The organism is Amycolatopsis vancoresmycina (assembly GCF_000716785.1).
In the GTDB taxonomy this organism is placed as follows: domain Bacteria; phylum Actinomycetota; class Actinomycetes; order Mycobacteriales; family Pseudonocardiaceae; genus Amycolatopsis; species Amycolatopsis vancoresmycina.
In genome coordinates this window covers 243751-268125 of record NZ_JNYY01000006.1, presented here as the reverse complement: position 1 = coordinate 268125, position 24375 = coordinate 243751, and the positions used below count along the sequence as shown (strand labels likewise).

Here is a 24375-nt window from a genome sequence, read left to right as displayed (position 1 = left end):
GAGGCCTGGTGGCGACAGGGTTCAATGCCGCGGAGTACCTGCTGCAGGCCGGGCACCCGGACGCGACCGCGGTCGTGTCGCCCCGCCGCACCCTCACCTACGCCGAGCTCGCCGCGGAATCCCGGCGCGTTGCGGGCGGCCTCGTCGCACTCGGGGTGCGGCCCGAAGAACGGGTCATGTTCTGCATGGTCGACGACGTCGAGCTGCTCACCGGCATCCTCGGCGCGATGCTGGCCGGCGCGGTCGCCGTGCCGGTGTCGACCATGGTCACCGGGCTGGAGCTGGGCAAGGTGCTGGCCGACTCGCGGGCGCGGGTGCTGTGCGTGTCCGGCGAGTTCGCCGAGCAGGCGGTGACCGCGCTCGGCCTCGCCCCCGAGGTCACCGACGTGCTGCTCGACCGGTCCGACGCGGCGGGCGTCCCGGACGGCGTCCGGACGCACCGGTGGTCCGAACTGGACGGCGAGTTCCGCGACGGCGGGACGTGGGAGGACTCGCCCGCGCTGTGGCTGTACACCTCGGGCACGACCGGGCAGCCGAAGGGCGCGATGCACCGGCACGCGAGCGTCCGCGCGGTCTGCGAGACCTACGCCCGCGGCGTGCTGGCGACGTCCGCGGCGGACCGGTTCCTGTCGGTGCCCAAGCTGTTCTTCGCCTACGGGCTGGGGAATTCGTGCTTCTTCCCGCTCGGCGCGGGCGGCACGACGCTGCTCGAACCTTCGCGGCCGACGCCCGCGTTGTTCGCCAGACGCGCTCGCGAGGAGCAGCCGTCCCTGTTCTTCGCGGTCCCCACGTTCTACGCGGCGCTGCTCGCCAGCGACGTCCCGGACGACTCGTTCGCTTCGGTGCGGTACGCGGTTTCGGCCGGGGAGCCGCTGCCCGCGTCGCTGTTCGAACGGTTCCGCGCGCGCTTCGGGCTGGAGATCCTCGACGGCATCGGGTCGACCGAGGCGCTGCACATCTTCCTGTCCAACCAGCCCGGCACGGTGCGGCCGGGCACCACCGGTGTCGCCGTCCCCGGGTACGCCCTGCAGATCCGCGACGAAGCCGGCGCGGTGATCGACACGCCCGGCCGGCCGGGCGAGCTGTTCGTGTCCGGGCCGTCGACGGCGACCGGGTACTGGGCCCGCTACGACGCGACGAAGCTCGTGTTCCAGGGCGAATGGCTGCGGACCGGCGACAGTTACGTGCGGAACGAGGACGGGACGTACAGCTGCCTCGGCCGGTTCGGGGACATGCTGAAGGCGGGCGGGATCTGGGTGTCACCGTCCGAAGTGGAGGAACGGCTGCGGCAGCACCCGGCGGTGGCGGAGGTCGCGGTCGTCGCCGCGCCGGACGCCGACGGGCTCGACAAGCCGGTCGCGTGCGTGGTGCCGGCCCCCGGGTTCGCCGTCGACCCGGACGAGCTGATCGAGTTCTGCCGCGAAGGACTGGCGGCGTTCAAGCGTCCGCGCGGGGTGGTCGAGCTGGCCGAGCTGCCGAAGACGGCGACCGGCAAGATCCGCCGCAACGTGATCCGCGAGCAGGTCCGCGACGTGTTGCGGGCGGTGGCGCCGCACTCATGATCGACGGGCACTTCGTGGTCGACGCGCACGTCCACGCGCCGCGGCTGCCGACGCTCAAACCCGCGTGGCTGCAGTGGGCCCACGACTTCGCGGGCTCGTACCCGTGGCGTTCGGTGTACTCCGCTTCGGGGGAGGTGGTCCCGGCGGCGATGGACGAGCTGATGGCGTCCGAAGGCGTCGACCGGGTCCTGTTGTTCTGCGAGTACAGCCCGCGGGCGACCGGGATCCAGCCGATCGAGGACAACCTGCCGCTGGTGGCGCACAACCCGGAGCGGTTCCGGCTGGTGGCGAACGTCAACCCGTACCTGCACCACCCGGCGGCGGCGGAGGTTGCGCGGCAGCTGGACCTGGGCGCGGTGGCGCTGAAGATCCACCCGGTGCACGGCGCGTTCTCGCCGGCGGACAAGGAGCTGTACCCGGTCTACCAGCTGTGCCTCGAGCGCGGGGTGCCGGTGATCCTCCACTCGGGAACGTCGAGCTTTCCCGGCTCCCGCACCAGTTTCGGCAACCCGGAGCTGCTGTCCGACGTGGTCGAGGACTTCCCGGCGCTGCAGTTCGTGTTCGCCCACGGCGGCCGCGGGTGGTGGTACGACGTGGCGGCGTTCCTCGCGCTGGCCCGCGACAACGTCTGGCTCGACCTCGCCGGGCTGCCGCCGAAGAAGCTGCCGGAGTACTACCGGCGGTTCGACCTGACCCGGCTGGCCGGGAAGTTCGTGTTCGGCACCGACTGGCCCGGCGTGCCCTCGGTGGCCGCGAACGTCCGCACGCTCACCGGACTCGGGCTCCCGGCGGACGTCCTGAGCGGCGTCCTGTCGGGAAATGCGATCAAGCTGATGCCGTCCCTCGCCTAGGGTCGTGAGTGGTAAGGAGGGTTCTAACCCGCCTTACCACTCACGACAAGCCGCGGCAGACCCCTTACTGGCGGGTCAGGTCAGCAGTTGGTGCAGGCAGAGGACGTTGCCCTCTGAGTCGTTGAACCACGCCGCCCGCTCGTTGCCCAGCTCGGCGATGTGGGCGACCGTCTTCAGGCCCTCCATTTCGAAGTCCTGGAACCGCACGCCGCGGTTCTCCAGGGTCGTGACCTCGGCTTCGAGGTCGCTGACCTCGAAGCTCAACGCCGTGTTCTCGCTCTGCGCGCCGTCCGGCATCGGGCGGAGGCCGATCGCGCCCGCGCCCGCCGCGAAGTAGAGCGTGCCGTCTTCGCCCTGCCCGACCTGCTTCAGGCCGAGAGAGTCCGCGTAGAAGTGGCCGGCGCGTTCACTGTCGGTCACCGGAAGCATGGTCGTGATGGTGGATTCGGTCAGCATGGTTCTCATGGTGCGCCGTCACGCGCACCGCCGTGACCTCGACTTTTTCAACGGACCGCGTTGAACGCCCGGAGTGTCCGCATGGCTTCGGCGAGTGCGGGCGCGTCGTCACCCAGCGGGGTCAGCACGATGCGGCGCAGGATGTCCGCGGCGGCCGCGCGGGCCTGGTTCGCCACGTCGAGGCCGTGCTCGGTCAGCGACGCGAACGTGACGCGGCGGTCGTCGGGGCTGGGGATCCGGCAGATCAGGTCGGCGGCCACCAGGCGGTCCGCCACCTTCGTGAAGCCGCCGCTGGACAGCGCGGCCTCGGTGGCCAGGCGGGTCATCGGCATCCGGTGCTCGGGCGAGCGGACCAGCCGCAGCAGGATGTCGAACGACGCCGGCGCCAGTCCGAAGCGGTCGGCGATCTCGCCCATCAGCTTGTCCTGGGTGGCCAGGTAGCCCTCGATGACCAGCCCCCACCAGGTGACGATCTCGTCGTCGTCGGTGTCCACGGACCGTACTTTACCGCAACTGTTCGCCGGATTATTTCTTCCAGGGAAGATGTCAGGCTGTTTGTACGAACCGTATACCGCCCGTCCCTACGATCGGGCGATGACTAACGAGGCACTACAGCGTGCTACCAAACTGCTGGACGGGGTCATCCTCGCCGACGGGCACAACGACCTGCCGTGGGAGCTGCGGCAGCACGGTGGCCCGAACCCGGTCGAGGCGGCCGCGTCGCTGGACCTGACCGTCCGGCAGCCCGCCCTGCACACCGACTTCCCGAAGCTCGCCGACGGGAAGCTCGGCATGCAGTTCTGGTCGGTGTACGTGCCCTGCGAGTTCGAGGGCCACAGCGCCGTGACCGCCGTCCTGGAGCAGATCGAGGTCGTCCACCAGCTCGCCGAGCGCTACCCCGACCGGTTGCGCCTGGTCACCACCGCCGACGAGGCCGAGGCGGCCTTCGCCGACGGCCGGATCGCGTCGCTGCTCGGGGCCGAGGGCGGGCACAGCATCGCCGAGTCGCTCGGGGTGCTGCGGATCCTGCGCCGCCTCGGCGTCCGCTACATGACGCTGACGCACAACTTCAACACCACGTGGGCCGACTCCGGCACCGACGAACCCGCGCACGGCGGGCTCACCGAGTTCGGCCGCGACGTCGTCCGCGAGATGAACAAGATCGGGATGATGGTCGACCTGTCGCACGTCGCACCGTCCACGATGCGGGCGGCGATCGAGATCAGCTCGGTGCCGGTGATCTTCAGCCACTCGTCCTGCACCGCCGTCAACGACCACCCCCGCAACGTCCCCGACGACGTGCTGGCGAAGCTGCCCGGCAACGGCGGCGTCGCGATGATCACCTTCGTGCCCGCGTTCGTCTCGCCGAAGGTCGCCGCTTGGAACGACCGCCTGGAGGCCGCGATGGCCGAGGCCGGGCAGGAGTACCGGAACCTGGCCCAGCGCGGGGCGTTCGTGAAGGAGTGGGACGGCCCGGCGAAGCCGGCGGCGACCGTGGAGGACGTCGTCGCGCACGTCGAACACGCCCGCGAGGTGGCCGGCGTCGACCACATCGGCCTCGGCGGCGACTACGACGGCGTCGCGTCGCTGCCGGAGGGGCTGGAGGACACGTCCAAGTACCCGGTGTTGTTCGCGGCGCTGCTCGAGCGCGGGTGGAGTGAGGACGACTGCGCGAAGCTGGCCGGGAAGAACACCCTCCGCGTCCTGCGGGAGGTCGACGGCTTCGCCCGTTAGGGGGTTTGAGGCAGCGCTCCCCGCACGCCGGACGGACACTGGGCACATGACGCACGCGCGCGGGGGCGCGGCCGACCGCCCCACCGGTCCGACCAACCACGATCTGCCCGGCACCGACGTGCCGGAAGGCGCGCTGGAACCTGCCGAGCTGCGGGCTGGCGACGTCCGGCCGGGCGCCGAGGAGGTGACACCGGTGCGGCCGGCGCCGTCGCGGCCCACGCCGTCCCGGCCCGCGTCCGCGAAGATCAAGCGGACCCGGATCAGCGGCACCTGGGTCGCGGTGATCGCCGGCTTGGTCGTGCTGGTCCTGCTGCTGATCTTCATCCTGCAGAACCTGGACTCGGTGACGGTGCACTTCTTCGGCGGCGAGGGCAGCCTGCCGCTGGCCATCGCCATGCTGTTCTCGGCCATCGGCGGGGCGGCGCTGGTCGCCCTCATCGGCGGCGCCCGGATCCTGCAGCTGCGGAAGCAGGCCCGGCGGCGCTGAGCGTCAGACGATGATCGACGTCATCGTCAGCACCTGCGCGCAAACTTTTTCGTCCCCGGTCGTGCGGACGCGGCCGACGTCGGCGGCGTTGCGGGTGCAGAGCCGCCAGAACGTGTCCAGGTCCGTCGTCACGGTGGCCAGCGGGGTGCGCGACGGCGGCGCGCCGCGGTCCAGCGTCCAGCCGTCGCGCTCGCGGCGCGCGTACCACTTGCCCTGGCCGGTCACGGTGTAGCCGACCTGCTTGCCGACGCGCGCGTCGACGTCACGCAGGGTGTACGGCAGCGCGCGGACGAACGTGTCGGCGATCGGCTCGGCGTATTCCGCCTCCAGCGGCGTGTGCTCCAGCGCCTCGCGGATCTGCACGTGGTGCACCCAGAACTCGGAGTAGTCACGGGCCGCGTCCAGCCAGCGCGGCGCGGGCTCGTCGCCAGCCCAGCTCACCGGGATGCCGGGGACGTCGAGGTCCAGCTGCGCCCAGTACTCGGTCGTCTGGCCCATGAACTCGTACAGCATCGTCAGCAGGACATCCGTCGAGAGTCGGCGGCAGGCGAGCACCCATTCCTCGTTGATCCGGTCGATGAACCGCGGGAACGCCTCACCCGGCCGGGGGGAATCCGCCGCGTGCCCGTCGCGGCCGCGGGACAGCCGGCCGACCTTGTCCCCCAGCAGGTGGGCGGCGACGTCCTTGACCGTCCAGCCGGCGCACATGGTCGGCCGCGTCCAGTCCTCCGCGGTCAGCGCGCCGAGCAGCGTCATCAGCGCCTGTTCCTCTTTCGAGAAGTACGGGAGGACGTCGATCGGCGGGCCCCAGCGCGTCGGACTCATGTGGCCATCCAAACACCCGTATTGCTCCGGGGCTTCGCCCCGGGCCGGGGGCTCCGCCACCCGGACCCCCGAGGGATGGGTGCAAACGGCCTACTCACAGGTAGCATCAGCCCCGTCAGCAGAGGGGAGTCCACGGGTGAACGCAGAGCGACCGAACGGCCGGGGCACCACCGACGAGGTGGCCGACCTGGCCCGCCGCGCCGGTCAGCTGGCGGGCTGGGCCGCGCGGACCGGCTTCGCGCTCGGCCGCAAGCTCCCCGGCGTCGAGACCGCCGAACGCAGCGTGCGGCAGGTCGAGCGGCAGCTGCTGACCGAGCTGCGCCGCCGCCTCGACGAGGTCGACGACCCGTACCACGCGGCGCTGACCGCGGCGTCGGCGATGAACCGCTCCGCGGCCGTCGAAGCCACGGTGACGCTGGTGCCGGTGCGCGACAACCACGCCGAGCCGCTGCGGGCGGCGATGGCCGAGCTGCTCAACCACTCCATCGGCTTCGGCCGCGAGCGCGCCCGCGAATACTTCTACGCGATCATCCTGCGCCAGCTGACGCCGGACGAAGCCCGCATCCTGTCCGCGCTGTCCGACGGCTCGCCGTTCCCCGCCGTCGACGTCGTCGAGCGGACCGGCCTCGGCGGCAACGGCCGGGTCGTGCTGCGCAACGCCTCGACGGTCGGCAAGGCGGCCGGGGTGTCGCTGCCGGACCAGGTGCCCGGCTACGTCACCCGGCTGATCGGGCTCGGCCTGGTCGACCTCGACGAAGAGGTGCCGTCCCTGGAGACGCAGTACGAGATCCTGCTGACCGACGAAACCGTGCGCGAGGCGGAGAAGCACGTCCGGCGCGCGAAGTTCGTCCGCCGGACGATCCACGTCTCGCGCCTCGGCGCGCAGTTCTGGCAGGCCTGCGACCCGAGCCTCGGCTAGCGGGATGGGGGCCTTCTTCGGCGGCGTCCTCGCCGACTTCGCGCAGCACTGGCCCCTCTACGTCTCGATCCCGGTCGTCGCGGCGCTGATCGGCTACGGCACCAAGCTGGTGGCGATCCGGATGATGTTCCAGCCGGTGGAGTTCATCGGCGTCAAGCCGTTCCTCGGCTGGCAGGGCATCGTGCCGAAGCGCGCGGCGCGGATGGCGAGCATCGCCTGCGACACGATGACCGAGCAGCTGATCAAGCCGGCCGAGGTGGTCGAGCGGCTCGACGCGTCCCGGATCGCCAAGGAGATCGAAAAACCGCTGCTCGCCGGGGTCGAGGACATCATCCGCGAGGTGGCGGCCCACTACCAGCCGGGCCTGTGGGAATCGCTGCCGGAGCGCGTGCAGCGGCTGGTGATCCAGCGCGTCCAGCACGAGGCGCCGCGGATGGTCGCCGCCGTGCTCGACCTGATCAAGTCCGATGTGGACAGCGTGTTCGACCTCAAGGGCATGGTGGTCACCAGTCTGGTCAAGGACAAGCGCCTGCTCAACCGGATCTTCCAGGAGGCGGGCGACCGGGAGTTCAAGTTCATCGCCCGCTCCGGCCTGGTGTTCGGCGGCGCGATCGGCGTGGTCCAGATGGTGGCCTGGGTGCTGTTCAAGTTCCCGCCGATCATGCCGGTCTTCGGCCTGTTCACCGGCTGGTTCACGGACTGGCTGGCGCTGCGGATGATCTTCTACCCGATCGAGCCGCGCCGGTACTTCGGCGTCCAGTGGCAGGGGCTGTTCCTGAAGCGCCGCGCGGAGGTCGCGGAGGCGTACGGGTCGTTGATCGCGAAGGAGATCATCACCCCGCACAACGTGATCGAGGCGATCCTGCACGGGCCGCTGTCGGACCGGGTGCTGGCGCTGATCCAGCGTCAGCTCGACCGCGAGCTGGGGAGTGTGGCGAAGCCGCTGCTGGTGTTCGCGGTGGGCAGCCGCAAGTACCAGGACATGAAGCTGTCGATCGCTTCGCAGATCATGTCCCGGCTGCCGGAGACGATGCGGTACATCGAGGACTACGCGACGGACGCGATGGACATCCGCAACGTGCTGGTGTCGAAGATGAAGGAGCTGTCACCGCGGGAGTTCGAGCGGTTGCTGCGGCCGGCTTTCGAGCAGGACGAATGGATTCTGATCGCGACGGGCGCGGTGCTGGGCTTCGCGGTCGGTGAAGCGCAGGTGCTGATCCTCGAACACCTGGCGGCTTAGGCGAAGTCGTACGCCCGCCGCGCCTCGGCGACCTTCGACCGGTGCTTCGCCGCCCACGCCGACCATGCGTGCAGCGGCTCGTCCAGCTCCGCCGCGTGTGCCGTCATCGTGGACTCCACCCGCGGTGGAACCTCCGGGCCCGCGCCGGGCACTTCGTCCGGGCCGGGGTCCGGGCGGGGACGTTCCGGCCGCGCGTGGACCGCACGTTCGACCTCGCCGACCTCGCCGGGGCGCACCGCTACCTCGAGGCGAACGGCCAGTTCGGCAAGGTGGTCGTCACCGTGGGCGGGCTGAGCGGGTGAACAAGTCCACCCGAACGGCCGCCCGTCCGCAGGTATCCCCGCCGGCACCCGGTGCCTCTACTCTGCGTCAGGAAGACGGGAGACGCCCATGGCCGGGACCGCGGAACCGTGGCAGCAGGAGATCCGCCTCGCGATGACCATGGTGGGCGGGGCCAGCCTGGCCATCTGGATGGGCGGGGTCGCCACCGAGACGTCGCAGCTGCTGCGGGAGTCGCGGCGCGATCCCCGTACCGAGCCCGGTCTCTACCGGGGTCTGCTCGACGTGCTGCGGGCGAGCGTCTCCATCGACGTCCTGACCGGCACCAGCGCCGGCGGGATCAACGCCGCCTGCCTGGGGCTCGCCGAAGCCTTCGGCTCCACGCCGCAGGTCCTGCGCGACACCTGGATCACCACCGGCTCGCTGGAGAACCTGGTCCGGGACGCGCGGGAGCCGCAGCCGCGGTCGGTGCTCGACGGCGACCGCGTGCTGCTCGGCGACGTCGAACGGGCGCTGCGGCAGATCACCGCGGAGGGCACGCCGCCCTCCGATGAACCCGACATCACCGTGCTGCTCACCGGCACGATGATCGACGGCGAGACCACCCGGTTCGACGACGCGCTGGGGAACCTGGTGCGGGACACCGAACACCGGATGCTCTTCCGGTTCTGTGGTCCACTGTGGACGATCGGGGTGGAGGGGCCGCTCGCGCTGGCGGCCCGCTCCACCGCGTCCTTCCCCGGCGCGTTCGAGCTGTCCCGGATGCCGATCGGCACCGGGAGCACCGACCGCCTGCACCCCGACATGACGCCGTACACGGAACTGACCCGGTCGCACTGGCTCACCGACGGCGGGGTGCTGCTCAACAAGCCGCTGCGCCCGGCGCTGCGCGAGATCTTCGAACGCACGTCGAACGTGGACGTCCGGCGGCTGCTGCTCTACGTCGTCCCGACCGGCGAGGGCGAAACCGACGCCGTCGAGTGCGATCCGGTGAACCCGCCGCTGCTGTCGGGGGCGATGGCCAAGGTCGTCAACACCGTGATGAGCCAGTCGATCAGCGCCGAGCTCGACGACCTGACCCGGCACAACGACGCCGTGCTCCGCGCGCGCGACACCCGGGTTTCGCTGGCCGCGCTGGGCCTGCGCGGCGGGCCGGAGTGCCTGGTCGACGCGCGGATCGCCGCCGCCCACCTCGAGCGGCGGACCGCGGAGGACGCCGCCGAGCTCGTGCGGGCCGCCGCCCGCCGGTACGCGCTGTCCGATGCGGACACCCCGGAACGCGAGTGGGCGTCCGGGATGTCGCAGCAGCTGCGCGCGATCGCGGTGACCGGGCTGAGCACCGGTGTCCCCACCGGGCCGCCCGCCGCCAGCCTGCCGGTGTCCGACCTGGTCGGCTACCGGACGACCGCGCTCGACGACGCCGTGGCGACCGGCCTGCAGCTGGTCAACGCCGGCTTCCAGCTCCGCCCGGACGGCACGCAGGCGCAGGCGCTCAACGAGGCGCGCGCCGAGCTGCACGAGGCGCGCCGGACCGCCGGCCGCGGGGTGCGGCTCGCGCAGTGGGTCGCCGCGCACCCCGCGCCCGGCGCGAACAGCACCCTGGAGGACTGGATCGGCGAGCTCGCCGGGGAGTGGGCCGGGCTCGGCCGCTCGGCCGCCGTCGCCGAGGCGTGGCCGAAGGTGGTCGCGGGCCTGCGGGCCACGGCGCCGACGTTGCGCGCGCTGGCCGCCGGGGACGACGCCGGGGCGGTCACCACCCTGCTGGACTGGCTCGCGCTCACCCCCGACGTCCCGGACGACGTCGTCCAGTCCCGGCTGCTCACCCTGCACGTGGCGACGCGCGGGCTGCTCGCGCAGGCGCCGTCGGTCGACCAGCGGGTCGACCTCGTGCAGGTCAGCGCCGATTCGCGGACGCTGCTGGACATGACGCGGCGCCGGTCGTGGGACAAGCTGACCGGCATGCAGGCGAGCTACTTCGGCGCCTTCTACAAGGCGTCGTGGCGGGCCAGCGACTGGATGTGGGGCCGCATCGACGGCGCGGGCTGGCTGGTCCAGTGCCTGCTCGACCCGGTCCGCCTCGAAACCCTGCGTGACGTCGTCGGCCGGGACCAGTTCCGCGAAGAGCTCCTCGCGGTGCTGAAGCCGGGCTGGCGCAAGCCCGGCGAACGCGACCGCTGCACGCCGGCCGAGGCGGCGCAGCTGGGCGACCAGCTCACGGCCGAACTCGCCTTCCTCGGCCTCGACGCCAATCTCGACCCGGTGGACAAGCCGGACGCGGAACGCCCGCTCAGCATGCCGGTGACGGCGATGGTGCTGGCCCGTGGGCGGCAGGAGGCGATCGCCGCGGAGGAACTCCCGGTCGTCACGCTCGCGGCGCGCTTCGACGCCGATGATCGCCCGGGCATCGAGAAGGCGCTGGCCGAGGAGCAGCCCCGGGTCGACGCGGCCGCCGCGCAGGCCCAGTTCCAGGCCTGCCGCGTCTCCGCCGAGAAGCTCGCCGGGGAGCAGGGCACCGCGCGGCTCACCAGGACCCTGGTCGCGCTCGGCGCCGCCACGGTCAACGCCGGGACGGTCGCGTTCCGGCTGCCCGGCGGCTGGCCGCGGACCGTCGCCGGCATCCTGCGGACGGTCGCCAGGAGCACGGCGAGGGTCTCGCAGGGCGCGTCGCGGCTCGGCACCGGCGGCTCGCTCGCGGCGGGCGTGCTGACACTGCTGGCCGGGCTGGTGATCGGCAGCAACGGCGGCGCGGTCCTGCAGTGGATCGGCCTCCCGGTCCTCGCGGGCGCGGCCGTCTACCTGGCGACGGCGCTGCTCACGACGGGCCACAAGGTGCGGTGGCTGTTCGCGGCGCTGGGTGCACTGGTCGTGGCGGCGCTGCTGCTGGCCGCGTTCCTGCCACCGCTCGCCCGCCCGTTCTTCGGCTGGCTGGGTGAGGTCGTGGCCGGCTGGCGCCGGGGCGACGGCGCGGTGTGGTGGCTGGTCGTGTCCGGGCTGCTGATCCTGCCCGCGGTCGTGATGCCGGTGAGCGCGATCGCGCGCCGGCTCGGCCACCGCCGCCTGCAGTCACGGAAGGCGAAGGCCGTCGCGCTCAACGTCGCCGGCACCGGCAGCGGGAGTTCGCCTCGCCGGGGTGCGACGAAGCCGCCGGAGCTGCCCGCCCCCGTCGCCGAACGCTCACGCTGAGCGACTCGCCGGCGTCGTTTTCGGCCCGTCGCCTTGCGATCACCCCGGTTTGGGGTCATGGTGCGAAGAGGTCACGGGCGACCTGCCCGCGCCCCAGGCGCGCGTGTGCCCATGCACCGTCCACTTCAAACATGTTTGTGTGACTGCTCACCGGGTACAACGCGTCGTTGCAGGTCACCGCGGGGGTCGTGAGCTGCGTCGCTGGCAGGCGGAAAATTCTCTGTTACGTTTCCTGAGTATGTCCGTAACGCACTTGATCGAATCCCCGACCAAGGCGGACGGCGCGGAGCTGTGGCGAATCGCGCGTGATTCCGCCAAGCTCGATCTCAACTCGCCGTACGCATACATGCTGTGGTGCCGCGATTTCGCCGGGTCTTCGGTGGTCGCGCGTGAGGATGGCAGGGCGGTCGGTTTCGTCATCGCCTACCGCAGACCGGACGAGCCGGCGGCCGCGCTCGTCTGGCAGGTCGCGGTCGACAGCTCCCAGCGGGGAAAGGGCCTGGCCGGGGCCCTGCTGGACGCGCTGTACACGCGCCTGGTCAGCGAGGGCGTGCGTTACCTCGAGACCACGATCACCCCGGACAACGAGGCGTCCATCCGGCTGTTCACGTCGTTCGCGAAGCGGTGGAACGCCGCCGTGGAAACCAGTGTGCTGTTCGAGGGAGCGGATTTCCCCGAAGCCGGGCACCTGCCGGAAGAGCTTTACCGCATCGGTCCGCTGACGGCGCCGACGAATCCGGGCGATTAGGAGAGAAAGAAACACATGAGCATCTTCGAAGAGCTCGAATCCGAAGTACGCAGCTACAGCCGCGGCTGGCCGGTCGTGTTCGACCGCGCGCAGGGCAGCCACCTCTACGACGAGAGCGGGAAGCCCTATCTGGACTTCTTCGCCGGGGCCGGCGCGCTCAACTACGGGCACAACAACCCGCAGCTGAAGCAGGCGCTGGTCGACTACATCCAGCGCGACGGCGTCACCCACGCCCTGGACATGTTCACCGTGGCCAAGCGCGACTTCCTGCAGACCTTCCGCGACAAGATCCTCGACCCGCGCGGGCTCGGCTACAAGGTCGTGTTCCCCGGGCCGGGCGGCGCGAACGCCGTCGAGGCCGCGCTGAAGCTGGCGCGCAAGGTGACCGGCCGCGAGTCGGTCATCAACTTCACCAACGCCTTCCACGGCATGACGCTGGGCGCGTTGTCGGTCACCGGCAACTCGATGAAGCGTGGCGGCGCCGGCGTTCCGCTGGTGCACGCGACCCCGATGCCGTACGACAAGTACTTCGACGGCGCGATGCCGGACTTCCTGTACTTCGAAAAGCTCCTCGAGGACTCCGGCAGCGGGCTCAACGAGCCGGCCGCGGTGATCGTCGAAGGCGTGCAGGGCGAAGGCGGCATCAACGCCGCGCGCCTGGAATGGCTGAAGGGCCTCGACGATCTCTGCAAGCGCCACAACATCCTGCTGATCCTCGACGACGTCCAGATGGGCTGCGGCCGCACCGGGCCGTTCTTCTCCTTCGAGGACGCCGGGATCACGCCGGACATCGTCTGCCTGTCGAAGTCCATCAGCGGCTACGGCATCCCGATGGCGCTGACGCTGATCAAGCCGGAGCTCGACGTCTGGGAGCCGGGCGAGCACAACGGTACCTTCCGCGGGATCAGCCCGGCGTTCGTCACCGCCAAGGAAGCGATCGACGTCTACTGGAGCGACGACGCGCTCGAGAAGTCGACCAAGGCGAAGGGCGAGCGCATCGCCGCCGCGTTCTCCGGCATCGTCGAGGCATACCCCGAGGCGGAACTGCTCGCCAAGGGCCGCGGTCTCGCCCGCGGGATCGAGTTCCGGAGCGGCGACCTCGCCGGCCGGGTCTGCGCGGAAGCGTTTGCGCGCGGCCTGCTGATGGAAACCTCCGGCCCGGACGGCGAAGTCATGAAGCTGCTGCCGCCGTTGACGTTGACCGACGACGAGCTGACGCAGGGCCTGTCGATCATCGACGAGTCCGTGAAGGCCGTCCTCAAGAAGTAAGGGAGTTTGCCTGTGCTCGTCCGCACACTCGACGAGATCACCGACACCGACGCCGACATCAAGACCGAGAACTGGCGCAGCAAGCGGATCATCCTCGCCAAGGAGGGCGTCGGCTTCTCGGTGCACGAGACCACGCTCTACGCGGGGACGGTCAACGACTTCTGGTACGCCAACCACATCGAGGCGGTGTTCATCACCTCCGGCGAGGGCGAGATCGAGGACCTCGCCACCGGCAAGGTGTACGAGCTCAAGCCCGGCACGCTCTACCTGCTCAACGACCACGACAAGCACCAGGTCCGGCCGAAGACCGAGATCAAGTGCGTGTGCGTGTTCAACCCGCCGGTGACCGGCCGCGAGGTGCACGACGAAAACGGCGTGTACCCGCTGATCACCGAGGACGCGTAAAACCGGAGAGGAACAGGAGGCGAAGCCCGTGACGCTGACGGACACCCGGGTCGACGACGGTTACCCGACCCGGATCACCGGTACGCCGGTCCACCTGCCGCGCGTGCACCCCACCGTGTGGGGTACCGAAGCCGACGGCCCGATCGACGCCGCCACGCTGGCGAACCACGAGACCAACGGGTACACCGTGGTCGAGGACATGCTCTCGGTCGGCGAAGTCCAGGCGTACTGGCAGGAGCTGGTGCGGCTGTCCTCCGACCGGGAGCTCGCCGAGGACGAGCGGGTGATCACCGAGGCGAAGACCGGTGAGGTCCGGTCGATCTTCGACGTCCACGAGATTTCGGACCTGATCGCCGAGCTGGTGCGCGACCCGCGCGTGCTGGACCGGGCCCGGCAGCTGCTCGGCTCCGAGGTGTACATCCACCAGAGCCGCGTCAACTACATGCCCGGCTTCAAGGGCACCGGGTTCTACTGGCACTCGGACTTCGAAACCTGGCACGCGGAGGACGGCATGCCGTCGCCGCGGGCGGTCAGCTGCTCCATCGCGCTGACCGACAACTACCCGTTCAACGGCGGCCTGATGATCATGCCGGGTTCGCACCGGACGTTCGTCCAGTGCGCCGGTGAGACGCCGGACGACAACTACAAGAGCTCGCTCAAGGACCAGCGGGTGGGCGTGCCGAGCGAGGACGACATCACGAAGATGGCGGCCGAGCACGGCATCGACCAGTTCACCGGCCAGGCGGGCTCGGCGCTGTGGTTCGACTCGAACATCATGCACGGCTCCGGCAACAACATCACCCCGTACCCGCGCTCGAACATCTTCCTGGTGTTCAACAGCGTGGAGAACGCCCTGCAGGAGCCGTTCGCGGCGAGTTCCCGGCGGCCGGCGTTCATCGCGGGCCGCAACCCGGCGCCGATCACGCGCTGAAAGATTCACTGACCCCCCGGTGACTGACCCGGTGCGCTTTGTTACCGTGTCGACCACCGTGCGGGCGTGTGGTCCGCGCAACACGTCTTCGCGGACGACCGGCGGCGGGTGCTTCGCTCGGGGTGAGCACACCCGCCCGGCTGTCCACGGCGACGGACGGGCGGACCGGCCCCCTGGCGGCCCGGCCGGAAGTTTCAGCACGACCCCGTACCACCGGATCGGGACCGGTGGTACGGGGTCTTGTCATGTCGGTACCCCGGCGGACGGCACGCGTACCCACGTGGCCGACACGCGTACCCGGATGGACGACACGCGGGGCCCGGCCGGGTGCACCGTGTCGTCCGCCGGGGTACGCGTGTCGTCCGGTCGGGTAATGCGGAGGAAGCCGCACGGCCCGGACGCCGGGGCCGCGGAATCCGCAGCGCTACGAAACGTCCTGGTCCCGGCCCGGCCGGGTGGTATTCGCCGTCCCCCGGGCACGGTAGGTTGACTTTTCCGGCGGGGGCGACGCCGGCACACCGTGGAACCGGGGAGGTGGGCGCGCGCATGGCCCGGACCCGACTCCAGCTGCTCGGGCCCGTCCAGCTGTTCCACGGCGACGACCCCGTCCCGATCGGCGGCCCCGGCGTCCGCGGCCTGCTCGCGCTGCTGGCGCTCAAGCCCGGCAAGGTCGTCGGGCTCGACGAGATCATCGACGCGCTGTGGGGCCACGACCCGCCCGCGACCGCCCGGACCATCGTCCACGGCAACGTCTCGCACCTGCGCCGGATCCTGCGCGAGCTCGACGGGCCGAGCATCCTCACCACCCCGCCGGGCTACCGGCTGGACGTCGAACCCGACCGGATCGACGTCCACCGGGCGCGCACGCTGCTGGACCGCGCGTCGCTGGCCACCCCGGAGGTGGCGGCCGCGCTGCTCGCCGAAGCGCTCGCGCTGTGGCAGGGCCCCGCGCTGGGCGGGGTGCCGGACTCCCTGCGGGCGCCCGAGCTGGAGGACCTCCGCCTCGCCGTGCACGGCGCCCGCGTCGACGCCGACCTCGAACTCGGCCGGCACGCGGAGCTGATCGTCGAGCTCAGCCCGATCGTCCGGGCCGACCCGCTGTCCGAGCGGACGGCGGGCCAGCTGATGCGGGCGCTGTACCACGCCGGCCGCCGCGGGGACGCGCTCGAGCTGTACCGGACCGTCTCCCGCGCGACGCTGCGCACCCTCGGCGTCGAACCCGGCGCCGAGCTGCGCTGGCTGCACGAACGGGTGCTCAACGACGACCTCCCGGCCCGCGACGTCGTCGCCCCGGCCACCGGCGGCGAGCCGGCGAGAGCGATTTCGCAGCTGCCCGCCGCGGTGCCCAGCCTGGCCGGGCGCACCGAGGAGCTGGCCTGGCTCGACGGCCTGGTCACCCGGGTCGAAGCCGGGGAGACGACGATCGCGGTGGTCACCGGCACCGCCGGGGTCGGCAAGAGCACGCTGGTCGTGTGGTGGGCGCACCGGATCGCGGCCCGGTTCCCGGACGGCGTGCTGTTCGCGTGCCTGCGCGGCTTCGACCCGCACCACCCGCCGCTGGAGCCGGCCGAGCTGCTCACGCAGTTCCTGCTCGGCCTCGGCGTCGACACCGCGAAGATCCCGGAGCTGCTGCACGAACGCGTCGCGCTGTACCGGTCGCTGATCGCCGGACGGCGGATGCTGGTGCTGCTCGACGACGCCCGCACCGCCGAGCAGGTGCGCCCGCTGCTGCCGCCGAGCGCGCGGACGATGACCGTGGTGACCAGCCGCTCGCGCCTCGACGGGCTCGCCGTGTCGAACGCGGCCAAGCAGCGCGTCCTCGGCACCCTCGCACCCGACGACGCCGTGCAGCTCATCGAGGAGCTCGCCGGCCCGGCCAGCCTCAACCACGCCCTCGCGCGGCTGTGCGGCTACCTCCCGCTGGCGCTGCGGATCGCGGGCGCCCGGCTCTCGGCGAGCACGCAGCGGACCGCCGAGGAGCTCGTCGACGAGCTCGGCAACGAACGCACCCGGCTGGCGGGACTGCAGGTCGACGGCGCCGACGACAGCGTGCGCGCGGCCTTCGACGTCTCCTTCCGCGGGCTGCCCGGCGAGATCGCCGAGACGTTCCTGCAGCTGGGCGCGATCCCCGGGGTGCTGGTCGGGCCGCACCTGATGGCCGCGGTCGCGCAGCTCCCGGTGGCCGAGGCCCGGCGGCGGCTGCGCGCGCTGGCCGCGCACAACCTCATCACCGAGACCGAGCGGGACGTCTTCGTGCCGCACGACCTCGTCTGCCTGTACCTGCGCGAGCTCGTGGAGCAGGAGCTCGGGGAGAAGGACCGCGACGAGGCGCTGGGCTGGACGATCCGCTACTACCAGGCGGCGGCCGACCGGGCGCGGCGCCTGCTGGGCCGGGTCGCCGACCCGCTCGACTTCTCGAACGTGCTCGCCGAGGACGCGATGCCGCCGCTGCGCGGCTTCGACGAGGCGCACGACTGGTTCGCGGCCGAGTGGCCGAACCTGCTCGCGGTGCTCGACGCCGCGTACGCCGCGGGCCGCCACGACGACGTCTGGCGGCTGGCCCGGCTCGGGCACACCTACCGGGTCGCCTGCCCGCTGCTCGACGAGTGGACGCGCACGGCCGACCTCGGGGTCGCCGCCGCCGAAGCCGCGGGCGACGTCGCCGGGCAGTGCTGGCTGCGGCTCGCCCGGTGCGAGATCGCGCTGACCTTCGAGCTGCCGGGGTACGGGCTCGCGGACGCCGAACGGGCCGCGGAGCTCGCCGGGCCGCTGGCCGACCGGCGGCTGGACACGGCGGTGGACCTGCACCTCGGGCGGGCGCTGAGCCGGCTCGGCGAGCACGGAAAGGCCGTCGAGCGGCTCACGAAGGCCGTGGCGGAGGCCCCCGACGTCACCCTGCGGGGCCAGGCGCTCAGCAGCTGCGCGCAGGCGGAGAAGCGGGCGGGCCGGCTCACCGACGCGATCGCCCACCAGCGCGCCGGCCTGCGGATCGACCGCGAACTCGGCGACGACGACCGGGTCGTCGTCGCGCTGGACCGGCTGGCCGAGCTCAGCCTCCGCGCCGGTGACCTGGAGACGGCCGAGCGGGACGTCTGGGAGGCGATCGACCTCGCGATCAGCCGCGGGTTCGTCGCGCGCGAGGGCGGGCTGCGGCTGACGCTGGGCCGGGTGCTGCGCGCCCGCGGCGACATCGACGGCGCGCGGGAACAACTGGCGTTGTGCGTGCGCATTTACGAGCGGGTGCACCCGAAGCTCGTCGGTGAAGTCCGTGCCGAACTCGCCGACCTCCAGTGAGGTTTTTCCGGCTCGGTTGCGAATGGGTCACGGCAGCTGTCCGCGCGCTGAATCCTTAGTGGATTCTTAGTGGGCGCGGGCGGCGTCCGCGTAGGTTCGGCGGTGCCGGCTGAGCCCTAGGGGAGGGGCAGGCTGAGACGCCGGTGCCGGGCCCCGCGCGGGAAACCGCGGCGGGGCCGGGAGCCGCCAGGAGCGGCTCGTGGCGGCCCGGCCGGCCGAGATGGGGGTAGGCCGGCCGGTCGCCAGGCGCTCAGCCCACGTTCGCCGTGCAGAGCGCGATCGTCGTCCCGGTGTTTTCCGCGACCTTCTTGCCGTCGACCAGAATGGCGCACTTGATTTCGTTCGTGACATCCGCATTTCGCGTGTCCGCGGTCAGCGTCAACAGGTACGAGCCATTGTTGTACGAAGCCTGGCCCTGCCAGGCGTCGGTGCTCGCCGGCGCGTTTTCGGTGCGCTGGTCGTTGAGGCTGCCGTAGCGGACCGTCGCGCCACCGGCCGAGGTGACCTGGAAGGTGACGGCGTGCTTGTCGCCGGCCACCGCGGGCAGGTGCAGCCCGGACTCGCCGCCGCTGAAGAAGGTCGAGTACAGCAGCATCCCGGCCGTCGTGAGCAGGGCCGCGACCGAGACGGCGGTGGCGGTGAGCGCCAGCCCGCGGTCGCCCATGGCGCCCTTCTTGGCCTGGACCAGCCCGGCGACCGCGAGCACCAGCCCGAGCCCGCCCAGCGGCCACGCCACGAACTCGACATCCGGGACGAACGTGACGACCAGCGCAGCCACGGCGAGCAGCAGGCCGACGATCGCCAGGATGTTCCGCCCGGGCTTCGCATTGGCGCGACGACGCTCCGTGGCCGTCACCGGCGGCGCGGGTCTTCCGTGGCGCGCGGCGGCCTGGGGGTACTGCGGGTCGGTCATCATGCGGACCCCTTCGGGTGGGAGTGCGACGACGTTAACCCATAAGTGTGGCCCCGAACGAAATTGTTACATTCTGGAAAAAGTCATTGTCCCACCATTTCGGGCCAGGTATCGATATTTCCTGACATCGTGGGCAGGGTGTGACCCGATGATCAATGGGACGAATATCGGAGGTCCCACTGTTCGGCACGGCCTTTTGCGACCTCGCAGCGGGTATCGTAAATACCGGACAGACCTCCCGGCACCACTGTGAGGCCTACGACGTCCGTAGGTCACAGCGTTCAAGACGAAAGTCGCAGACCGGACTTCTCAGTCGAAAAGGCTGACTTCCGGGGTGATTTCGAGCAGCTCGAAGACGGGCCGGCCGCGGCGGCCGTCGATCGTCGTCGTGCGCACGACGCGCAACCGGGCGGTCACCGGGCGGTCGAGGTTCTCCTTGATCTGGTCGAGCAGGTCCGGGGCCACCGCGCCCTGGATCGTGCCGCCCGACTCGCGGTCGAGGTAGAAGATCCGCCGCCGGGTGCGGACGCCGTCGAGCCGCCCGCGGACGGTCTCGTAGCCGACCTCTTCGCGGGACTCGCGGAGGCTGCCCTGCAGGATCCGGGCCTGCTCGGTGGTCATGCTGCGGGTGACCTGCTCGCCGGCGGTCGGGGTCAGCGCCATCCCGATGCCCGCGTTCTTGGCGACGGCGTTGACGATGTCGCTCACCGCGTTGCGGACGGTGTCGCGCTGCAGCAGCACGGCGTCGAGTGCGCCGTCGTCCGAGCCGTTCGCCGGCAGGAAGTCGCACAGCTCCTTGACCGCGCGCTCGGACAGCGTCTCGATGCCGTCGACGATCAGGGCGTCGTCGGCCACCGGCTCGGGGAAGCCGAAGAAGATGGCGTTGCCGGCCTGGCCGCGCTGGATCAGCGGCGCCTTGTCCCGGTCGGTCTGCTGGACCTGGGTGACCTCGCCGGAGGGGTTCCGGATGATATGACCGATCTTCGCGGTCGCGTCCTGCAGCGCGCGGCTGATGTCGGAGAAGGTGTAGGCGTCGATGGTCTGCTCGCCGATCACCGAGACGTGCAGCAGCGGCGACCGGGACGTCCGCTCGAACTTCGCGTTGGCCGCCATCGCCGAGGCGCGGGCCAGGTCGTCGAGCCACGTGCCGCCCGGGATCTCGTCGGCGATGCGCCGGAACTCGTTCCTCACCAGATCATCTCCGGGTAGCCCCTGCCGCCTTCGGCCCAGACCTCGGCCCACACGTCCTCGTCGCCGGGGCGGCACAGGAAGCCGTCCAGCATGCCCCCGACCGGCTGCACCTGGTCGAGGTACATCGCCGGCTGCCCGACGATCACGCCGCGGAGGGTGAGCAGGCCGTAGAGCGCGGACCGGCCGGCGTCGTCGAGCCGCTTGAGCGCGCCCCACTCGTCCGGGATGAGGACGACGTCGAGACCTTGCGGCGGGTGCGCGGTGCGCGTGACGAGCTCGCCGCCGATCCAGGCGCGGCCGGACGGGATGATCCGCCGGGCGACGCCGAGGTAGCTGTTGAGCGCGCTGAACAGGATCTCGCGCTCGTTCTGGTGCGGGGCGTCGAAGACCAGGCGTTCGTAGACGTCGGCGAGGTCGCACGCGTGCCGGCCCGGCGGCAGGACCTGCTGCGCCGTCCAATGGGGGAGCGCCACGCCACCCCCTTCTCAGCCTTCGCGCTCACAGTGCGTAGCCGAACTTACCAGGATGGGTGTCAGCCACCGCGCCCAGGCTGGTGCGGCCACCGCGGGGTGGCCTCTTCGGACTCGGGCCAGGCCGGTTCGTCCTCGGTGGGCCAGTCTTCGGCGTCGGCCCCGCGCTGCGGAGGCAGCGGAAGGTGCCCCTCGCGGTGCCCGACGGGCTCGGGCTCGTCGGCGGCGGGCGGCCGCTGCTCCGGCGGGTGCTGCGCCCAGGCGGCGGGGATGAACTGGGTTTGCTCGGCCGACAGGGGCGGCGGCGGTTCGTACGGCGGCTCGGGTTCGGGTTCGGGTTCGACCCGGGGTACCGGCCGCGGCCGCTGGGCGGCGCGCTGGAGCAGCCACGAGGTGAGCGCACCGAGGGCGAAGGCGACGACCAGCCACAGCCAGATCTGCCCGAACAGCCACACCATCTGCCATCACCCCTTAGACGACTGTGATTTCGACGCGCCGGTCTTCTTCCCCGCCGGTGGCCGGCCGGGTGTCGCCCAGCCCCCGGTAGGTGACCCGGCTGACGGCCAGCCCGTTGCCGGTGAGGATCCGCGCAACGGCCCGGGCGCGGTCCCGCGAGAGCTTGAGGGCGGCGCTTTCCCCACCGGGCCCCCGCGCAACGTGCCCGGTGACGCGGTACCGGAACCCGGCGGGCGCCTTCGCGAGGGCGATCGCGATGCTGCGCGCGGCCTGGCTCCCATCGGCGGTGAGCTGGGCGGAGTCCGGTTCGAAGCTGATGGGAGCCTCGGTGAGCATCCGATCGATTTCGGCTTGAACCCCGGCCTTGTCGGTGGGCGGCGGCGCGGTAGTGGTGGTGGTCGGAGGCGGCGAGCTGGTCGTGGTGCTGGGCGGTGGCGGCGGGCTCGCACTGGTGCTCGGCGCAAGAGGGGTCACATCCCCGTTGACCTTGGCGGCCCGCACCCCATCGACACCCTGCACGACTTCGAGCGCGCGCAGGGCTTGGTCGGGCGGAAACCCGCTGAGGGTGGCATCACGCCCGTCGAACCGCACATCCCCGGTGGGCAACCCGGCTTCGAAGAGCGCGGTCTGCGCCCGCGCGGTGAGATCGCGTTCCATGCTCCCGGCCTGAGTCCAGGTGGCGACGCCCCCGAGCAGCGCGGTGACCAGCACCGCGATGAGGACCCCGAGGATCCACCGCCGACCACCGGACATAAGGGGACTGTAAGCCGGGCCGGACGGGTTGGCGACCTGAATCCGGGTGGCGATCCACAAGTTGTCCCCAGGTAAGTCGACATGTGGACAACTCGTGGGGTTGTGATCGGGTGGGCACTTTGTGTCGGGGGTGGTGGGTAGGGTGGATACCGGGGGCGCAGCCCGAGCCTTCGCGCGGCATCGGGCGGTGGGGCGGGGGTTGCGGGGTTCGCGGGTGGCGGGCCTTGGCCGGTTGCGGGTTTGTCTGGCTGCTTCGAAGCTGCGCTCAGCTCGCTGGGGATCGGGGTGGTCGGCGGCCGGGGCGGATCCCGGCTTCACCTGAGCGGCTCTGAAGCTCCACCGCTTGGGCGAGGTGGTCGGCGCGGCCGGGTGGTGGCGCGCAGGTGTTCTCAGGTCGACTGCCTCCATCGGGCGAGCCCGCTGCGCGGATGCCGCTGCGCGGATGCCGCTGCGCGGATGCCGCTGCGCGGATGCCGCTGCGCGGATGCCGCTGCGCGGAAGCTCCCGGGTCCAAGCCCACCCAAGCAAGGACCGCGCCAAGCGAAGGGGCCCGCAAAGCCGCGATCCCGCCGAGCCAAAGCCCCGACCCAAAGCCCCAAGCCGAAACCGCGACCAAACCCCTCAGCTGGCCTGCTGCTGAGCCTTATCCGGAACCTCAAGCACATCCAACGGCACCAACGGCGCCAGCTTCGGCCGCTTCGGCGACAACCCGTCCCCCATGGACTCCCCGCGAATCTGCCGCCGGATCCAAGGCAACAGGTGCACTTTCGTCCACGTCAGATCGGACCGCCGCGACTCGAGCCACCGCGAAGGCACCGCCTCCGACGGCCACGGCTCGCGCCAATCCCCCTCCACCGGGATCCCCAGCACCTCCGCCGACTTCAACGCGATCCGTCGGTGAGCATCCGGTGAGAAGTGCAGCCGGTCGTCGCTCCACGCCCGGCGGTCGTGCAGCGGACCCATCGTCCACAGATCGACCATCCGCGCTCCGTAGCGCTCCGCGATCGCCCACAGGTGCGTGTTGTAGATCGCCACCTTGCCGCGCAGCACCGACATCACCGAAAGCGCCTTCGTGTCCGGGCCGTTGAACATCAGGACCGGGATGCCCGCCTCGCGCAGCTTCGCCACGCCCTCCTCCAGGCGCTGCGCGACCGCGTCGACGTCCGCGCCCGGGACGATGATGTCGTTGCCGCCCGCGCACAGCGTCACCAGGTCCGGCTTCAGCTCCAACGCGATCGGGAGCTGCTCGTCCATGATCTCGTCGAGCATCTTGCCGCGCAGGGACAGGTTCGCGTACCGGAAGTCCGGCTCGCCGCCCGCCAGCAGCTCCGCGAGCCGGTCGGCCCAGCCGCGGAAGGACCCGTCCGGCAGGGCGTCGTTGAGCCCCTCGGTGAAGCTGTCACCGAGGGCTACATAGCTGTCGAATCCGTACACGTTGGGTCCCCTTCCCATCCTGCGAGATCCTGCGACCGACACACCCCGACATGTAGTTGTACACCTCAACTAAGCATCGGGGTGCCACCCCCGCCGCCACCGCGGGTGTTCAGCCAGCGGTAACAGTGTCTTATCTTGTCGGCCTTCTCCGCCTCTCTATTACGTAGTCTTCACCTTCGGCATGCCGTGAAACAGCACACTCGGACACAAACAGGGGCCCCGATGTGGCGAAAATCTCCCTGGCCGGGGCGTCCCGCACGGCATCCGGCAGGCTGGACACGTGTCCGGAGAACCCCGTGAGTCGCTCGCGCAGATCCTCGGTGGCCGCCGGGGCGCCCTCGACGCCAGCATCCCGCCCGTCGGCTTCGTCGCCGGCTGGCTCGCGGCCGGGCAGTCCGTCGCCTGGGGTGCCGGTGCCGCCATCGCGGTCGCCGTCGCGCTCGGGATCTACCGGATCGTCCGGGGCGGCAAGGTGCGCGCGCTGGTCGTCAGCCTGGCCGCCGTCGTCGCGGCCGCGCTGATCGCGCTGCACACCGGGCGCGCGCAGGACTTCTTCCTGCTGCAGCTGATGTCCAATGTGGCCAGCGCGCTGCTGTGGGCGGCCAGCATCGTCGTGCGCTGGCCGCTGCTCGGCGTCGTCGTCGGGCTCGTGCTGGGCCAGAAGACGCGCTGGCGCCGCGACCCCGCGCTGCTGAAGGCGTACTCGCGGGCCAGCTGGGTCTGGGTCTTCGGCCAGTACACGCTGCGCGTGGTCGTCTACGGCCTGCTGTGGTGGTCCGGCCAGGTGATCGCGCTCGGCGTCGCCCGCACGGTGCTCTCGTGGCCGCTGGTCGCGCTGACCGTCGCGGTGAGTGGCTGGGTGCTCTACCGGGCGTTGCCGCCGGAGCACCCCGGGCTGCGCCTGGCCCCCGAAACCCGCTCGGACGACGTACCCGGGGCATAAGGCGGCCCCCGGCGAGGGGGGAGGGTCCGGGG

At 71.3% G+C, this 24375-nt stretch carries 23 protein-coding genes; 14 read left to right on the top strand and 9 right to left on the bottom strand.

From position 1 onward, the window contains the following. Positions 1 to 8: 8 nt before the first annotated feature. Together OO60_RS16300 and OO60_RS16295 are read left to right on the top strand one after the other, a co-directional pair. Positions 9 to 1562, top strand: a complete 1554-nt coding sequence (locus OO60_RS16300; protein ID WP_004559351.1) for a benzoate-CoA ligase family protein — start codon at positions 9 to 11, stop codon at positions 1560 to 1562. Further along, a complete protein-coding gene (locus OO60_RS16295) occupies positions 1559 to 2413 on the top strand; it encodes an amidohydrolase family protein (RefSeq protein ID WP_004559350.1) in 855 nt (284 codons plus the stop codon). Before OO60_RS16300 ends, OO60_RS16295 begins: the two co-directional genes overlap by 4 nt. A 75-nt stretch (positions 2414 to 2488) precedes the next feature. Here the strand turns inward: OO60_RS16295 and OO60_RS16290 are convergent, their stop codons facing one another. Next, entirely contained in the window at positions 2489 to 2869 is a 381-nt protein-coding gene (locus OO60_RS16290) for a VOC family protein (protein ID WP_004559349.1), read from the bottom strand. A 47-nt stretch (positions 2870 to 2916) separates the two neighbouring features. After that, a complete protein-coding gene (locus OO60_RS16285) occupies positions 2917 to 3363 on the bottom strand; it encodes a MarR family winged helix-turn-helix transcriptional regulator (RefSeq protein WP_004559348.1) in 447 nt (148 codons plus the stop codon). 100 nt (positions 3364 to 3463) lie between these two features. Here OO60_RS16285 and OO60_RS16280 point away from each other — a divergent pair, with 100 nt between their 5' ends. Together OO60_RS16280 and OO60_RS16275 are read left to right on the top strand one after the other, a co-directional pair. After that, positions 3464 to 4603, top strand: coding sequence for a dipeptidase (locus OO60_RS16280; protein WP_004559347.1), 1140 nt, complete (start codon positions 3464 to 3466; stop codon positions 4601 to 4603). Between the two features lie 46 nt (positions 4604 to 4649). After that, entirely contained in the window at positions 4650 to 5090 is a 441-nt protein-coding gene (locus OO60_RS16275; RefSeq protein WP_004559346.1) for a LapA family protein, read from the top strand. Positions 5091 to 5093: 3 nt separating this feature from the next. On the opposite strand, the gene OO60_RS16270 is transcribed toward OO60_RS16275, so the two are convergent. Then, positions 5094 to 5915, bottom strand: a complete 822-nt coding sequence (locus OO60_RS16270; protein ID WP_004559345.1) for a maleylpyruvate isomerase family mycothiol-dependent enzyme — start codon at positions 5913 to 5915, stop codon at positions 5094 to 5096. Between the two features lie 136 nt (positions 5916 to 6051). Here OO60_RS16270 and OO60_RS16265 point away from each other — a divergent pair, with 136 nt between their 5' ends. From OO60_RS16265 to OO60_RS16220, 9 genes are all read left to right on the top strand, one after another. Further along, complete coding sequence (locus OO60_RS16265; protein ID WP_004559344.1) at positions 6052 to 6834, top strand: Abi-alpha family protein; 783 nt, start codon at positions 6052 to 6054, stop codon at positions 6832 to 6834. Positions 6835 to 6838: 4 nt separating this feature from the next. Then, positions 6839 to 8074, top strand: a complete 1236-nt coding sequence (locus OO60_RS16260) for a DUF445 domain-containing protein (protein WP_004559343.1) — start codon at positions 6839 to 6841, stop codon at positions 8072 to 8074. A 194-nt stretch (positions 8075 to 8268) separates the two neighbouring features. Then, positions 8269 to 8376, top strand: a complete 108-nt coding sequence (locus OO60_RS48505; protein ID WP_004559341.1) for a zinc-binding dehydrogenase — start codon at positions 8269 to 8271, stop codon at positions 8374 to 8376. 88 nt (positions 8377 to 8464) lie between these two features. Beyond that, positions 8465 to 11536, top strand: coding sequence for a patatin-like protein (locus tag OO60_RS16245; RefSeq protein WP_051767702.1), 3072 nt, complete (start codon positions 8465 to 8467; stop codon positions 11534 to 11536). Between the two features lie 193 nt (positions 11537 to 11729). Then, positions 11730 to 12284: a diaminobutyrate acetyltransferase gene (gene ectA, locus OO60_RS16240; RefSeq protein ID WP_338059643.1), complete on the top strand. Its 555-nt coding sequence runs from the start codon at positions 11730 to 11732 to the stop codon at positions 12282 to 12284. 15 nt (positions 12285 to 12299) lie between these two features. Continuing rightward, positions 12300 to 13553: a diaminobutyrate--2-oxoglutarate transaminase gene (gene ectB / locus OO60_RS16235; RefSeq protein WP_003071629.1), complete on the top strand. Its 1254-nt coding sequence runs from the start codon at positions 12300 to 12302 to the stop codon at positions 13551 to 13553. Positions 13554 to 13565: 12 nt separating this feature from the next. Further along, positions 13566 to 13958 carry an ectoine synthase gene (locus OO60_RS16230; protein ID WP_003071625.1) on the top strand — a complete coding sequence of 131 codons (393 nt, stop codon included), beginning with the start codon at positions 13566 to 13568 and terminating at the stop codon, positions 13956 to 13958. 28 nt (positions 13959 to 13986) lie between these two features. Next, positions 13987 to 14889 carry an ectoine hydroxylase gene (gene thpD, locus OO60_RS16225; RefSeq protein WP_033261597.1) on the top strand — a complete coding sequence of 301 codons (903 nt, stop codon included), beginning with the start codon at positions 13987 to 13989 and terminating at the stop codon, positions 14887 to 14889. Positions 14890 to 15435: 546 nt separating this feature from the next. Then, a complete protein-coding gene (locus OO60_RS16220) occupies positions 15436 to 18183 on the top strand; it encodes an AfsR/SARP family transcriptional regulator (RefSeq protein WP_003071621.1) in 2748 nt (915 codons plus the stop codon). 250 nt (positions 18184 to 18433) lie between these two features. On the opposite strand, the gene OO60_RS16215 is transcribed toward OO60_RS16220, so the two are convergent. The 6 genes from OO60_RS16215 to OO60_RS16190 all read right to left on the bottom strand — a co-directional run bounded on the left by OO60_RS16215 (position 18434) and on the right by OO60_RS16190 (position 23400). Then, the gene (locus OO60_RS16215) at positions 18434 to 19099 is read right to left on the bottom strand and encodes a hypothetical protein (RefSeq protein ID WP_003071618.1); all 666 of its coding nucleotides are present in this window, start codon (positions 19097 to 19099) and stop codon (positions 18434 to 18436) included. 306 nt (positions 19100 to 19405) lie between these two features. Continuing rightward, positions 19406 to 20287, bottom strand: coding sequence for a hypothetical protein (locus tag OO60_RS16210; protein ID WP_003071616.1), 882 nt, complete (start codon positions 20285 to 20287; stop codon positions 19406 to 19408). Then, entirely contained in the window at positions 20284 to 20760 is a 477-nt protein-coding gene (locus tag OO60_RS16205) for a DUF6932 family protein (RefSeq protein ID WP_003071614.1), read from the bottom strand. Before OO60_RS16205 ends, OO60_RS16210 begins: the two co-directional genes overlap by 4 nt. 59 nt (positions 20761 to 20819) lie before the next feature. Next, positions 20820 to 21215, bottom strand: a complete 396-nt coding sequence (locus OO60_RS16200) for a hypothetical protein (protein WP_003071611.1) — start codon at positions 21213 to 21215, stop codon at positions 20820 to 20822. A 13-nt stretch (positions 21216 to 21228) separates the two neighbouring features. Continuing rightward, a complete protein-coding gene (locus OO60_RS16195; RefSeq protein ID WP_033261596.1) occupies positions 21229 to 21966 on the bottom strand; it encodes an OmpA family protein in 738 nt (245 codons plus the stop codon). A 621-nt stretch (positions 21967 to 22587) separates the two neighbouring features. Then, positions 22588 to 23400: an SGNH/GDSL hydrolase family protein gene (locus OO60_RS16190; RefSeq protein ID WP_003071604.1), complete on the bottom strand. Its 813-nt coding sequence runs from the start codon at positions 23398 to 23400 to the stop codon at positions 22588 to 22590. Positions 23401 to 23680: 280 nt separating this feature from the next. Here OO60_RS16190 and OO60_RS16185 point away from each other — a divergent pair, with 280 nt between their 5' ends. Continuing rightward, positions 23681 to 24343 (top strand): DUF3159 domain-containing protein, encoded by a 663-nt coding sequence (locus tag OO60_RS16185; RefSeq protein WP_003071602.1) that lies wholly within the window; start codon positions 23681 to 23683, stop codon positions 24341 to 24343. Positions 24344 to 24375: the final 32 nt, after the last annotated feature.